General features: G+C 68.7%; 16 protein-coding genes. 12 read left to right on the plus strand and 4 right to left on the minus strand.

The features are described 5' to 3' along the window. Positions 1 to 15 precede the first annotated feature (15 nt). Genes U2P90_RS04360 through zapE form a run of 8 tightly spaced genes read left to right on the plus strand, consistent with a single transcriptional unit; the run spans position 16 to position 5,047 of the window. Positions 16 to 636, plus strand: a complete 621-nt coding sequence (locus tag U2P90_RS04360) for a hypothetical protein (protein ID WP_322473947.1) — start codon at positions 16 to 18, stop codon at positions 634 to 636. Further along, positions 633 to 1,211 carry a DinB family protein gene (locus tag U2P90_RS04365; protein ID WP_322473948.1) on the plus strand — a complete coding sequence of 193 codons (579 nt, stop codon included), beginning with the start codon at positions 633 to 635 and terminating at the stop codon, positions 1,209 to 1,211. The genes U2P90_RS04360 and U2P90_RS04365 overlap by 4 nt, the downstream gene beginning before the upstream one ends. Further along, positions 1,208 to 1,717, plus strand: coding sequence for a DinB family protein (locus tag U2P90_RS04370; protein ID WP_322473949.1), 510 nt, complete (start codon positions 1,208 to 1,210; stop codon positions 1,715 to 1,717). Before U2P90_RS04365 ends, U2P90_RS04370 begins: the two co-directional genes overlap by 4 nt. 26 nt (positions 1,718 to 1,743) lie before the next feature. Next, positions 1,744 to 2,265 carry a DinB family protein gene (locus U2P90_RS04375; protein WP_322473950.1) on the plus strand — a complete coding sequence of 174 codons (522 nt, stop codon included), beginning with the start codon at positions 1,744 to 1,746 and terminating at the stop codon, positions 2,263 to 2,265. Between the two features lie 18 nt (positions 2,266 to 2,283). Next, entirely contained in the window at positions 2,284 to 2,694 is a 411-nt protein-coding gene (locus tag U2P90_RS04380) for an ACT domain-containing protein (RefSeq protein ID WP_322473951.1), read from the plus strand. Beyond that, positions 2,691 to 3,287, plus strand: coding sequence for a histidine phosphatase family protein (locus tag U2P90_RS04385; protein ID WP_322473952.1), 597 nt, complete (start codon positions 2,691 to 2,693; stop codon positions 3,285 to 3,287). The genes U2P90_RS04380 and U2P90_RS04385 overlap by 4 nt, the downstream gene beginning before the upstream one ends. Positions 3,288 to 3,327: 40 nt before the next feature. Further along, positions 3,328 to 4,026 (plus strand): S4 domain-containing protein, encoded by a 699-nt coding sequence (locus U2P90_RS04390; RefSeq protein ID WP_322473953.1) that lies wholly within the window; start codon positions 3,328 to 3,330, stop codon positions 4,024 to 4,026. 19 nt (positions 4,027 to 4,045) lie between these two features. Continuing rightward, positions 4,046 to 5,047, plus strand: coding sequence for a cell division protein ZapE (zapE, locus tag U2P90_RS04395; RefSeq protein ID WP_322473954.1), 1,002 nt, complete (start codon positions 4,046 to 4,048; stop codon positions 5,045 to 5,047). A gap of 381 nt (positions 5,048 to 5,428) precedes the next feature. Here the strand turns inward: zapE and dnaG are convergent, their stop codons facing one another. Beyond that, a complete protein-coding gene (dnaG, locus tag U2P90_RS04400) occupies positions 5,429 to 7,195 on the minus strand; it encodes a DNA primase (protein WP_322473955.1) in 1,767 nt (588 codons plus the stop codon). Between the two features lie 212 nt (positions 7,196 to 7,407). Between dnaG and U2P90_RS04405 the strand changes: the two genes are divergently transcribed. Further along, positions 7,408 to 7,839, plus strand: a complete 432-nt coding sequence (locus U2P90_RS04405) for a hypothetical protein (RefSeq protein WP_322473956.1) — start codon at positions 7,408 to 7,410, stop codon at positions 7,837 to 7,839. An 18-nt stretch (positions 7,840 to 7,857) separates the two neighbouring features. Here U2P90_RS04405 and U2P90_RS04410 read toward each other — a convergent pair whose 3' ends face one another. Continuing rightward, a complete protein-coding gene (locus U2P90_RS04410; protein WP_322473957.1) occupies positions 7,858 to 8,181 on the minus strand; it encodes a hypothetical protein in 324 nt (107 codons plus the stop codon). Positions 8,182 to 8,334: 153 nt separating this feature from the next. On the opposite strand from U2P90_RS04410, the gene U2P90_RS04415 reads away from it, so the two are divergent. Together U2P90_RS04415 and U2P90_RS04420 are read left to right on the plus strand one after the other, a co-directional pair. Continuing rightward, positions 8,335 to 8,898, plus strand: coding sequence for a type 1 glutamine amidotransferase domain-containing protein (locus tag U2P90_RS04415; RefSeq protein WP_322473958.1), 564 nt, complete (start codon positions 8,335 to 8,337; stop codon positions 8,896 to 8,898). Positions 8,899 to 9,043: 145 nt separating this feature from the next. Next, on the plus strand, positions 9,044 to 9,367 hold the full coding sequence (locus tag U2P90_RS04420) for a cupin domain-containing protein (protein ID WP_322473959.1): 324 nt from the start codon (positions 9,044 to 9,046) through the stop codon (positions 9,365 to 9,367). A 190-nt stretch (positions 9,368 to 9,557) separates the two neighbouring features. On the opposite strand, the gene U2P90_RS04425 is transcribed toward U2P90_RS04420, so the two are convergent. Further along, entirely contained in the window at positions 9,558 to 9,935 is a 378-nt protein-coding gene (locus U2P90_RS04425) for a nuclear transport factor 2 family protein (protein WP_322473960.1), read from the minus strand. A 643-nt stretch (positions 9,936 to 10,578) separates the two neighbouring features. Here U2P90_RS04425 and U2P90_RS04430 point away from each other — a divergent pair. Next, positions 10,579 to 11,025: a nucleotidyltransferase gene (locus tag U2P90_RS04430; RefSeq protein ID WP_322473961.1), complete on the plus strand. Its 447-nt coding sequence runs from the start codon at positions 10,579 to 10,581 to the stop codon at positions 11,023 to 11,025. Positions 11,026 to 11,175: 150 nt separating this feature from the next. Here U2P90_RS04430 and U2P90_RS04435 read toward each other — a convergent pair. Further along, positions 11,176 to 12,199 (minus strand): IS630 family transposase gene (locus tag U2P90_RS04435; protein ID WP_295823575.1). Its coding sequence is split into 2 segments (ribosomal slippage): positions 11,176 to 11,724 and positions 11,726 to 12,199, totalling 1,023 coding nucleotides; the frame shifts between segments, so codons are not numbered across the junction. Between the last annotated feature and the right edge of the window lie 17 nt (positions 12,200 to 12,216).

A 12,216-nucleotide genomic window follows, 5' to 3' on the forward strand; every position in this document is an offset into this window, starting at 1 on the left:
GTGCGCGAGGAGCCCATGACCCGCCGGCGCCGCACTGAAAATGAGGCGACCCGGCCACCCCTGATCGTCCGGCCGCTCGATGCCTCGACCTGGGACGCCTTCGCGCGGCTGGTCGAGGCGAGTGGCGGGGTGTGGGGGGGCTGCTGGTGCCTGGGCTTCCACATGAAGCTGGGGCGGGACGGCCTGAGCTGGGCGCAGCGGCGGGCCGCCAAGGAGCAGCGCGTCCTGGCCGGCACCGCCCACGCCGCGCTGGTCTTCAGCGGCGAGGACTGCGTGGGCTGGTGTCAGTTCGGCACACCCGAGGAGCTGCCCGAGGTCAAGAGCCGTCGCCGGTACGAGCAGGGGCTGGTCGAGCTGCCCCAGTGGCGCATCACCTGCTTCTTCACCGGGAAGGGCCAGCGCCGCCGGGGCGTGGCCCACGCCGCGCTGGCCGGCGCCCTGTCCGAGATCGCCCGCAGCGGCGGCGGCACCGTCGAGGGCTACCCCGAGGACACCGACGACCGCACGCTGTCGGGGGCGTTCCTGCATACCGGCCCAATGGCCGCCTTCGAGAAGCACGGCTTCATCCGCACGCGCAGGGTTGCCCCGCACCGCTGGGTGATGACCCGCACCGTGACCGCAGGAGACTGCCCATGAACCCACTGGAGACCTACGACTACCTGACCCGTGCCCGCCGCGACCTGTGGGCCACGCTGGAGGCCGCCCCGGACGAGGTGCTGCGCCGTCCGCTGCTGCACGGCAAACGCTTCGACTCGATCCTCGACCTCGTGCTGCACACCGCCGAGGTGGAGGACGGCTGGATCCACGGGGACTTCCAGGGCCTGCCGATGGTGCAGGATCGGCACCCGGATGTGCGTGACCGCCCGGACGGCCCCGACACCGGCCTGTCCCTGGCCACCATCCAGGCGTACTGGCAGGATGTGGAGGCCGACACGCGGGCGTATCTGAGCGCCCTGACGGACAGCGACCTGACGCGGGTGGTGACGCTGGAGGACTGGCCCGAGGGGCACCGGCAGTTCCGGCTGGACGGCCTGGTGTGGCACGTCCTGCTGCACGAGGTGCGGCACACCGCCCAGATCGCCGCGCTGCTGCGCACGCAGGGCGTGAAGCCCCCTCAGCTCGATCTGCTGTTCTACCTGCCGTCCGAGGAGACCGGCCGCAGCTCGGAGGGCTTCATCAATCCCCGGCCGGCGCCGCAGGAGACCCCGTGACCGACCCCGCCCTGCTGTTCGAGGCCTTCCGGCGCAATGCCCGCGTGAACGCCCTGCTGCTCGACGACCTCTCCGACGAGGATCTGGCCCGTTCGGACGGCCAGGGGGGCATGACCGTGGCGCAGATGCTGTCGCACATGGGCGCGTCGCGCGGGGGCTGGGTGCAGGAGATGTCGCCCGAGTATGCGGCCTCGACCCTGGCCCTGACCGGCGGGCAGTCGCCCTGGAGCTGGCACACGGCTGACCTGGGCACCATCCGGGCGATGCTCGCGGCGGGCGACGAGGCGGCCGTCCACGCCGTTCAGGCCCACCTGGACAGCGGGGAGCCCTTTGCCGACCCGCACGGCGTGGGCACCTTTCCCACCCACCCCGCCCTGTTCCTGCTGTATATGATCGTCCACGACGCCAACCACCGGGGTCAGATCGTCGCCCTGCTGCGGCAGGGGGGTGTCCCTGCGGAGCGGCTCGATCGCCTCGAAGACCAGTGGAACCTCTGGCGCACGTGACCCCCCCGACCCCCACAGGAGACGCCATGACCGATCTGACCCTGCTGCTCGACTCGTTCCGCCGCAACGCCCGCGTGAACGCCGCCGTCCTGGCCGCCGTGAAGCCCGATGAATATGACCTCACGGACGGGAAGGGCGGCCAGAGTGTCGCCCAGATCCTGCGGCACATGGCGGGCTTCCGCGTGGGCTGGCTGTGGAACATCTCGCGCGAGCACGCCATGCCCCTCCTTGACCCCACCCAGCAGGACGCCGACGGCGACCCCATGTGGCGCTGGCAGGGCAAGGCCCCGGACGAACTCGCGGACGCCTTCACCGAGGGCGACGCCGCCGCCGTGGCCGCCGTGCAGAGCGCCCTGGAGGAGGGCCGCACCTTCCCAGACCCGTGGGGCGAGGGGACGTACCAGTCGAACCCCGCGCATTTCCTCCAGCACACCATCGTCCACGACAGCCACCACCGGGGGCAGATCATGACCCTCCTGCGGGAGGGCGGCCGCACCAGGGAGGAGATGGACGCCCTGGACGAGCACTGGGCCATCTGGCGCGAGTAGCGCGGGATACTGGGGGCCATGACGCCCCGACTGACCCTGTCGCTGCTGCCGCTGAAGCTCGCCGTGGTGCAGCTCCCGGCCGACGCGCCCCTCCCACCCCTGGGCGGGGCCTTCTTCTCGGTGACCCGCACCCCGGACGAACTGTCGCTGGTGTGCGAGGACGCCCACGTGCCGACCGGCGCCCGAGCCGAACGCGGCTGGATCGCCCTGAAACTGAGCGGCCCCTTCGCGTTCACGCAGACCGGCATCCTGGCCGCCGTGCTCAATCCCCTGCGGGACGCGCAGGTGGGCATCTTCGCGGTCAGCACCTTCGATACGGACTTCGTGCTGGTCAAGCACGAGCGGCGGCACGCGGCCCTGGAGGCGTTAAAGGGCGCGGGTCACACGATTCTGGACGACGGCGTGCTGGACGCGGCGGAGCAGGAATGACGCTGGTGCTGGCGCGGCACGGCGAATCGGCCGGCAATATCGAGCAGGTCTTCCGGGGGCCAGCGAGCCAGTCGGACGGCCTGACGGATCAGGGCGAGGCGCAGGCCAGGGCACTCGGGCTCCACCTGGCGACCCTGGCGCTGCCCGCCCCGCGCGTGTACGCCAGCGCGTACCGCCGCGCCCAGGCGACCGCGCAGGCCATCGCCGATGCTCTGGGCACTGGCGTGACCGTACTGGACGGCGTGCAGGAGGTCGACTGCGGCGAGTGGGTGGGCCGCGCGTATACCGACATGCACACGCACCGGGGCGAGGTGCTCGGCGCGGACGGCGCCCCCGACTTTCCCGGCGGGGAATCGGCGGCGGGGGTGGCGGCCCGCTTCCGCGCGGCGCTGGAACCGCTGCTGGGCGGCGACCACACACCTATCGTCGTGTCGCACGGCTTTGCCCTCCAGGCGCTGCTGATCGACCTGCTGCCCGGAGACGGCGCGGCGGCGTGGGCCGACGGCCGCTACGCGCACGGCAACGCGGCGTATACCGTCCTGAACCGGGAAGACGACGTGTGGACGGTCGAACTGCTGGCCCGGGAGGTCTGAACACCCAGACTCGCGGGCGGTCACGCACTATCCTGCCCGCATGAAGCAGAAGCTCTCCACCCTCGTGGCGCAGGCGCGTGGCGGCCGGGTGATCCGCACGCCCTTCGTCGAGGCCGACGAGATCGACCGCCGCCTCCTGAACGACGACGAGGTGCGCCACCGGATCGCCGGCGGCTTTCCCGACGCCCGCCGCGTGATCCTGACCCTGCACCCCGCCCACATCCCCGAGGTCGATGCCGGCGTCACCGTGTACCGCGTGGTGCCCGAGGACGCCGCGCCCGAATGGGACGTGCAGGACTTCCTGGTGCAGCTGCGGCGTCTGGAACTCAGTGAGGAGCAGCTCGGCGACGTGCGCGAGGAACGCGGGGCCTTCCTGATCGCCGCGACCGGCAAGGCGGCCCAGACGCTGGAGGCCCTGACCGACCTCGGCGGCCGGCACGTGGACGTCGAGGAGGTCGGCGAGAGCGCCGGCAGGGGCAGCAAGGTGCGCGAGGTCGTCGTGCCGTCCATGCGCGTCGACGTGGTGGGAGCCAAGGGCTTTGGCGTCAGCCGGGCGTACTTCCAGCAGGGGATCGACGGCGGCAAGGTGCGCCTGAACGGCAGCCCGGCGCGGGCCAGCAGCGAGATCCGCGAGGGCGACAGCCTGTCGGCCGACGGTCTGGGCCGCATCGACTTCCGGCGCGTCGTGAACGAGACGCGGCGCGGGAATTTCAAGGTCGAACTCGACGTCCACAAATGACCGGGCACCCGGACACCCCGTGATCGACCTCAGTGCCCGTCACCCTCCACCGGATCCCCAGGGACTCCTGGCCGGACTTGCGCCCAGCGCCCGCTTCCGGCACGTCCGGTTCGGCACGTACCGTCCCAATCCCGAGTACCCCAGTCAGGACGCTGCCCGCGCCAGCCTCCAGGCCTTCCTGAAGGGGGCCCAGGTCAGGCCCGGCGGCTTCCGCCTGTTCCGCCGCGCCAAGCCTGAGGGACGCGGCCTGTATCTCGATGGGGGCTTCGGCGTCGGCAAGACCCACCTGCTCGCCAGCACCTATTTCGAGGCCGACGGCGAGCGGGCGCTGATGAGCTTCCAGGATCTGATGTACCTGATCGGGGCGCTCGGCATGACCGGGGCCGTCCAGGCCTTCCGGGGCCACGACCTGCTCCTGATCGACGAATTCGAACTCGACGATCCCGGCAACACGCACATGGCGAACACCTTCCTGTCGCAGCTCATGCCCGCCGGCACCAGCGTTGTCGCCACCAGCAACACCGAGCCCGGGGCGCTGGGCCAGGGCCGATTCAATGCCGGCGACTTCCAGCGGCAGATCCAGGGCATCGCCGACCGCTTCGACACCCACCGCATCGACGGCCCCGACTACCGTCAGCGCGGCACCACGCCGGCCGAGGTGCTGACCCCGGAAGCGTTTGCCGCGTGGCAGGCCCGGCAGGACGACCGTACCCTGGCCGTCCTCACGCACCGCGACCTGAACCGGCACCTGCTCGCCGTGCATCCCAGCCGCTTCGCGCAGCTGCTGGACGGGGTGCAGGCCGTCGGTGTCACCGATCTGGTGGCCATGCCCGACCAGAACGTCGCCCTGAGATTCGTCCACTTCATCGACAAGCTGTACGACCTGGGGCTGCACGCGGCGTTCAGCGGCGCCCCGCTGGGGAAGCTGTTCAGCGAGACGTACCGACATGGGGCGTATGCGAAGAAGTACAGCCGGTGTCTGTCTCGGGTGTCGGAGATGCTGCGGGAGGCTGGGGGGTAGTTACCAGCAGCCCCACCCCCCCACCCCCCCAGCCCCCCTGCCCGCCGGCAGGGGGGAGCTAAGCGCTGCGCTCGGCAAAGTGCGTGTTGGAGTGCGCCGCTGGTCGTGTTCTCGGAGCTGTGGAGGCGGCGTATCTGCCATCTGCGTTCACGCCGTCAGCGCCCGTGCGCTTCGCGCCCGATGGCATTCGGTCATGGGCAGGATGGGGCGCTTCGGCTAAAAAGTCCTCCTCCCTTGTGGAGTAGGCTGGGACTCGCAGAGTTGCGAAGCAGAGGGGGGCGTGAGACCACCGTTCCCGCCAGCAAGACACCGTGCCACAAGACGTCCCTCTCCCACGGGGAGAGGGAGGGAGGAGCGCAGCGACGGAAGGGTGAGGGGTTCCTACGCGATCCCGCGCCGCCCCCGCTTCTCGGCCTCGATGGCCCGCTGGAGTTCCTGGATCTGCTTGAGCATGCCGAGCTGTTCGGCGGGCGGCACCGTGCCCAGCTGGCCCTTGAGGAGGTTCACCTCGGCCCGCATGGAGTCGATCGACATGCTGACCTGGATGTCGTCCACGGCGGTGGCGGCGTAGGCCCCACGCTTCTGGTCGAACTGTTCGGTGCCCTGCCTGGAGATGGTGCCGGAGTCGCGGCCCTCGAACATCAGGCGGATCAGGAGCTGTTCCTCGGGCTGGCCCCGGAACAGGTCGAGGATGTCGTCGGAGCCGTGGGCCCCCTGGAGGGCCAGCATGACCTTGCGCACCGATTCGTTGCGCCACGGCATGGTGCCGTCGAGCTTGGCGTGCAGGGTGGGATCGACCAGCAGCTGCCGCAGCAGGGCCATCTCGCGGTCTTCCTCACCGCGCCCGGTGCTCATGCCGGCCAGGTGGGTGTCGGTCAGCTGGCGGCGCTTGGCCTTGGAGCCGATCCACTCCAGCAGCGCCTCGGGCTTGATGCCCAGGGTCTCGCACGCGGCGGTGCGCACCCCCTCCGCGATGTCGTCCAGGGGGTCGAGGTTCTGCATACGCGGCAGCAGTTCCATCAGGATGCGGCGCTTGCCCTCGGTGGTGCCGGTGCCGTGCTTCTCGATGGCGGCCTGCACGCGGTAGTGCACCTCATCCAGACCGCCCGACAGCGCGTCGCGCAGGGCCTGGTCGTCGCCGGCCAGCAGCGCGTCGGCCGGATCCTTGCCGCTGGGCACCGACGTGGCCCGCACGCGGAACTTCGAGCCGACCACCTGATCCAGTCCGGACAGCGTGGCCTTGAGCCCGGCCTCGTCCTGGTCGAACAGCAGGGTGACGTGGCGGGCCCCCAGGCGTTCGAGCAGCAGGGCGTGCTCGGCCGTCAGGGCGGTACCTAAGCTGGCGACCGCGCCCGTGAAGCCGTGCTGGTGCATGGTGATGACGTCCATGTAGCCTTCCACCACGATCAGCTCGGCATTCGCGTCCTTCAGGGTCGTGCGGGCCTTTTCCAGGCCGTACAGCAGTTCGCCCTTGCGGAAGGCCTCGGTCTCGGGGGTGTTCAGGTACTTGGGCTTGGAATCGTCCAGCACGCGCCCGCCGAAGCCCACCAGCCGGCCCAGGTGGTCGCGGATCGGGAACATCACGCGGCCCCGGAAGCGGTCGTACACGCGGCCGTTCTCGGGGTTCTCGGTCAGCAGGCCGGCGTCGAGCAGCTGCTTTTCCGTGATGCCCTTCACGCGGGCGTGCTTGAGCAGGCCGTCCCAGCCGTCCGGCGCATAGCCGAGTTCGAAGGCGTCGATGGTCGCGTCCGTCAGACCCCGGCGGCGCAGGTAGTCCAGGGCGGGGCCGGGCAGATGCTCGCGGAAATAGGCCAGCGCGAAGGCGTTGACGTCGTACAGGTCGCGGCTGCTGCGCTCGCCGTACTTGGCCTCGACCTGAATCCCGGCGCGGTCGGCCAGCTTGCGCAGGGCGTCGCCGAAGCTCAGGTTCTCGGTGCGCTGCACGAAGCTGAACACGTCGCCGCCGGCCTTGCACCCGAAGCAGTAGAAGTAGCCCTGCTCGGTATCGACCTGGAAGCTGGGGCTCTTCTCGTTGTGGAAGGGGCACAGGCCCTTCATGCGGCCCTTCCCGGCAGGGGAGAGGCGCACGTGTTCTCCCACGACGTCCGCGATGTTCAGCCGCGCCCGGACGTCCTCCTTGGTTCCCATGCCCTCACCCCCTTCCCGCCGGATGCACGGTGCAGGGCGGCCCACGACAGGGCACCCGGCACGGTTCCGGTAGTCTCTGAGTGTACTCCTCCCCGGGCCTGCACGCCAGAGGAGAAAAACACTGTCTGGCACGGTATAAATTCCGGCCGCGCGACTGGGTGGGCTTTCCCTCAATTCCCGTGGCGCGACCGGCGCAAGCTGAGGACTCTGCCATGTCCAGCCTCGGTGATCCCCCCAACTACTCCACGCCGCGCACGCTGGGGCTGGCGCTGGTGAGCATCCTGGCCTCGCTGGCGCACTTCGTGCTGGGGGCGCTGGACTACGGGGCGGTCAGCCGCTACCTGGGCCTGGGCACCATGCTGCTGGCCGGCCTGCTGCTGGTCTTCGGTGTCCTGACCCTGATCCGCTACGCGGAGGCGCGGGACGCGATGGGCGATCCCTACGCCCGCGCTCCCATGTACGCCACGCCCCACGAACGCCTGACGGTGCTGGTCGGCGTGGGCCTGAACGCCGCCGGGGCGCTGGCCGCGCTGGCGTGGGCCGCGCACGGTGACTGGCCCACATGGCACGCCGTGGCCGCGCTGGTGAACGTCTGGGCGGCGGTGCTGGCGTGGCGGGGGCGGCCTTTGCCGGAACGGGTGTAGACCGGCGCACCGCCGTGCTCAGTCGAACACGTTTACGGGCCGGGCCGCGTCGAGCCAGCCGTGCTCGCGCAGGAAGGCGCGGAATTCGGCCAGCACTTCCCGTGCCTCGGGCTGTACGCCCGGTGGCAGGGACTGCACCCACTGCTCGCCCGTGACCGGCGTGTAGGCCAGCAGCGGGGCCAGATCGCCCAGGAAGGTGTCCAGCGCGTCCAGCAGCACCTTGACCCGGCCGCGCCGGGGGCCGGGTACGCCGTCCATGAAGGCCTGGATCGCCACGGACAGCCGCAGGGGGCCACGGTGTAGACCGTGTCCTGACCGGAACGAGGGCGGCACCGGGGACATGCCCCCATGCTGCCCCGTTCCCGTCAGCGGGCCTTCAGCGCGGCGTCAGGGCACCGTCAACGGCCCCGCGTGAAGGCACGGGCAACCCTGCCGCAAGCCCGTCTTGAGATCCCCATCACCCCGGTATCAGCCCCCTCGCGCACGCTGGAGGGTATGACCAAGCAGCAACTGCAGGGCAAGAAAATCGCCATCCTCGCCGCCGAGGGCTTCGAACAGGTCGAACTGACCAAGCCCCGCCAGGCGCTCACGGACGCCGGGGCCACCACCGAGATCGTCAGCCTGAAGCCCGGCGAGATCCAGGGCCTGAACCACATCGACAAGGGCGACATGGTCAAGGTCGACAAGACCGTGGACGACGTCAGCGCCAGCGACTACGACGGTCTGCTGCTCCCCGGCGGAGCCGTGAATCCCGACACGCTGCGCCTGAGCAAGCCCGCCATGGCCTTCGTGAAAGCCATGTACGACGCGGGCAAGCCGATTGCCGCCATCTGCCACGCGCCGTGGAGCCTGTCCGAGACCGGTCTCGTGGACGGTCTGAAGATGACGAGCTGGCCCAGCCTGCAGCACGAACTGAAGCAGGGCGGGGCCCAGTGGGTCGATCAGGAGGTCGTCGTGGACAGGGGCATCGTCACCAGCCGCAACCCCGACGACATCCCTGCCTTCAACGCCAAGATGATCGAGGAATTCGCGGAGGGCGACCACAGCAGCAAGCGCTGAAATAAACGACCCCTCTGCAAGCAGGTCTGCGACTCACCCAACCCTCTCCCCACGGGAGAGGGCTTTTCTTGCCTGTCCTTCACGCCTGAACCTGCCTGAAGGCCGCCCTCACCCCGCGCCCGACGTGGCGGCGCAGGCTGGGCGCATGACACAGAACGCGCAGTACAAGGTCAGCCAGCACGACACCACGCACGGCCAGGACGGCGAGCACCATCTGATCCGGGGGCAGCACGGCAGCATGCGCCTGTGGCACCGCGAGGAACCCGCTGGCGAGAAGCCCGAGACCATGAACGAGTACGAGACCCTGGGCTACGTCATCGCGGGCCGCGCCGAGCTGACCGTGGACGGGCAGACGATCTCGCTGGAACCCGGCGACTCGTACTGTGTGCCCATGAACGTGCCCCACACGTACCGGATCACCGAGACCCTGACTGCCGTGGAAGTCACCACGCCAGCCACCGAGAAATAGGCACAGCGAAAAAGCGCCCGCCCCGGAGTGACCGGTGGCGGGCGTTTGCGCTGCGGTGCTATACGGACTCGGCTCTATTCCCGTCCATCCAGGAGAGCGCCGGATGCACGTCCATGTCGCGGAGCCCGCACTTTCTCCTTCTCCGGTCGGATTGAACCCGCTTTTCAGCGGCATTCAATCGGAGTCCGTGTTACTTCGTTTCCACCGGCCCCACGAACGCCGCACTGTCGTAGTACGTCCGGAAAGCCTGCACCTTGCCGTCCCCGATCTCGATGATGCTCACGCCCCGGTACGACAGCTCGCGCCCGCCCTTCATATGGCCGGTCGCCACCCACTCCATGACACCCATGCCCGCTGCCTCGTGGCTCTCGGTGAACTCGGACTGGATGTCGTCGAAGTTCCCCAGGTAGGCCTCCCAGAACTCGCGGGCGCCGTCCTGGCCCGACCATTCCTTGTCGGTCAGGTTCTGTAGGGTCACGTTCTCGGCGTGCAGTTCCAGCAGGGGGGACACGTCGCCCGAGGATTCCGCCGTGCTCAGGGCCGCCATGAAGTCATCCGTGATCGTCATGGGGGCAGTGCATCACGCCGCCCCCGGCGTAAGCGTGGGCGGGCGCACCGTATGGGGGTCGGCTGAAGTGGGGGTGAAGTTTTTGGGGTTGGAGAAAGGGATTCCCACCCCCCCAGCCCCCCTACCCGGAGGGCAGGGGGGAGCAGCGCTGCGCTAGGCATGTGGTCGCCATGCCCGTCTGATTGGCCCCGCACGTGGTCTGCGTTGGCGTGGGGCTGCGTACCTGCCCATTCCATTGACGCCGTCAGCGCCCGTGCGCTTTGCGCCCGATGGCATTCGGCCAGTCGCAGGGGGCCACGCTTCGGCTAAAACCCCCTCTCCCCTCGTGGGTGACTCGGAGAGCCGCTTAGCGGAGGGTTGGGGTGAGGGGGCGTGTGACCACCGACCCCGCCAGCACCCCACCTTGCTCCAAACACCGCCTACCCCCGCCCCATGCCTAGGGCCAAAGCGGAAGCCGGAGCACGGGAACGCAGCAGCACGGCACCCTGATAAACTGCACCCATGACCGTCCAGAACGCCAGAATGAACCGTCAGGTACTGGACGTAACGACATTTGACGAACAGGAACCGGACTACGTGTACTGGCTGGCCCGCACGCCCGCTCAGCGGCTGGAAGCGCTAGAACTCCTGAGGCAGGTGCACTATGGATACGATCCAGCTACCACCCGACTTCAGCGAGTTCCTGAGCTTGTTGAACCTGCACCACGTTGATTACCTGCTGATCGGCGGGTACGCCGTCAACCTGTACGGCTTTGTCCGCACGACTGGCGACCTCGACATCTTCATTGACCTGACCCCTGAGAATCTGGCGCGGCTCGTTGACGTGTACCACGACTTTGGAGTGTCCAGCGTCACCGCCGACCTGTTCCAGCCGGGCAAGATCATCCGCATGGGCGTGCCTCCGCTGCGGCTGGAAGTGTTGAACCAGATCAGCGGGGTCACGTTCGCGGAAGCCTACGCCGAGCGGGAAATGGTGGAATTGGGCGGCGTGAATGTGCCTGTCATCAGCCTCCGGTTGCTGCGGCAGAACAAGGCGGCCAGTGGGCGGGCGAAGGATCTGGGGGATCTGAGCGAGCTTCCAGAGGGGTAATCGCCGCCCACTTCCAACCCCCCGCCCCGTTCAACAGCCAGAGGCCAAAGCGGGAGCCGGGGCGGATAGCCGTGTCTCTCGCGTTTTCCATCTCGTTGAGGGTAAGATTTACGGTTTGAGCATTGACGGCTCGTGCTTACTGATCCGTGCTTAAGTCAGTAGCGATGCCGTAAACTGCGTTCCTCGGATGAACGCAAGCGGCAGGGCTTTGCGCCGGATGCGCTGCCAGCCCACCGTCAGCCGCTTCTTCAACTCGCTCATCGACATCGCGCAGAAGTTCCCCACCACATTCCGTTTGAGATCGGCCCAGATCAACTCGATCGGGTTCAATTCCGGCGCATACGGCGGCAGGTAGAGCAACGACAGGCGTTCGTGCAGGTGCACGAACGCTTGCACCGCCTTCGACCGGTGGATCATGGCGCGATCCAGCACCACGATCACCTCCCCATCCACATGTCGCAGGACATGCTCCAAGAACGTCACGACCCCAGGTGAGCGCACCGCGCCGCGGTGCGTGTGGTGCAGGAACTGCCCATCAGTCGTGATGGCACCGATCACGGACAGATGTTCCCAGCGCAGCTTTGTGGGGATGATCGGCGTCTGCCCACACCGCCCCCAGGTGCGAACTTTCGTCGTTTTCAGACTGAAGCCGCTTTCGTCCAGAAACACCACGGTCGCGCCCTCAGCGATTTTTTTTCCCCAGGGCCTCTCGCTGAACACGAACCCAGGTGGCGATGTCGTCTTCGTGGCGTTCCACGGCCCGCAGTGCGGGCCGCTGATACGTGAATCCCCAACTGCGGAGGATCCGGGAGAGGTGCGCCCGATCGAGCCACACGCCATAGGTCACGCCGATCACGTGGCGGATCTTCGGGATCGTCCAGCCACTGGTCTCAAAGCCGTGCGACCGGGGATCGCCGTCGATCATGGCCCCGATCTCGTCCTGCTGGGCTGCAGTCAGACGCCGTGGTCGACCGGTGGCGCGGGAAGCGCGCAGCGCGTCCTCTCCATCGCGCCGCAGCCGAGCACGCCATGCACGGATCGTCACCTCGGCCACGCCGAACTGCTGGGCCAGGTCGCGGGTCGGGCGGCCGGAGTCAGCGAGGGCGGACTGGGCGGCAAGACGCCGTTCTTCCTGCTGGGTGCGCGTGAGGTGGCTTGGCCGCCAGAAGGAAATCGTCACACCCTATGCTA

The organism is Deinococcus sp. AB2017081 (assembly GCF_034440735.1).
Taxonomy (GTDB): Bacteria; Deinococcota; Deinococci; order Deinococcales; family Deinococcaceae; genus Deinococcus; species Deinococcus rufus.

Bases quoted from the DNA above. Each gene is read 5' to 3' on its own strand.
- U2P90_RS04360 (WP_322473947.1), top strand. From the start codon at position 16: ATGACCCGCCGGCGCCGCACTGAAAATGAGGCGACCCGGCCACCCCTG.
- U2P90_RS04365 (WP_322473948.1), top strand. From the start codon at position 633: ATGAACCCACTGGAGACCTACGACTACCTGACCCGTGCCCGCCGCGAC.
- U2P90_RS04375 (WP_322473950.1), top strand. From the start codon at position 1,744: ATGACCGATCTGACCCTGCTGCTCGACTCGTTCCGCCGCAACGCCCGC.
- U2P90_RS04380 (WP_322473951.1), top strand. From the start codon at position 2,284: ATGACGCCCCGACTGACCCTGTCGCTGCTGCCGCTGAAGCTCGCCGTG.
- U2P90_RS04385 (WP_322473952.1), top strand. From the start codon at position 2,691: ATGACGCTGGTGCTGGCGCGGCACGGCGAATCGGCCGGCAATATCGAG.
- U2P90_RS04390 (WP_322473953.1), top strand. From the start codon at position 3,328: ATGAAGCAGAAGCTCTCCACCCTCGTGGCGCAGGCGCGTGGCGGCCGG.
- dnaG (WP_322473955.1), bottom strand. From the start codon at position 7,195: ATGGGAACCAAGGAGGACGTCCGGGCGCGGCTGAACATCGCGGACGTC.
- U2P90_RS04405 (WP_322473956.1), top strand. From the start codon at position 7,408: ATGTCCAGCCTCGGTGATCCCCCCAACTACTCCACGCCGCGCACGCTG.
- U2P90_RS04410 (WP_322473957.1), bottom strand. From the start codon at position 8,181: ATGTCCCCGGTGCCGCCCTCGTTCCGGTCAGGACACGGTCTACACCGT.
- U2P90_RS04415 (WP_322473958.1), top strand. From the start codon at position 8,335: ATGACCAAGCAGCAACTGCAGGGCAAGAAAATCGCCATCCTCGCCGCC.
- U2P90_RS04420 (WP_322473959.1), top strand. From the start codon at position 9,044: ATGACACAGAACGCGCAGTACAAGGTCAGCCAGCACGACACCACGCAC.
- U2P90_RS04425 (WP_322473960.1), bottom strand. From the start codon at position 9,935: ATGACGATCACGGATGACTTCATGGCGGCCCTGAGCACGGCGGAATCC.
- U2P90_RS04430 (WP_322473961.1), top strand. From the start codon at position 10,579: ATGGATACGATCCAGCTACCACCCGACTTCAGCGAGTTCCTGAGCTTG.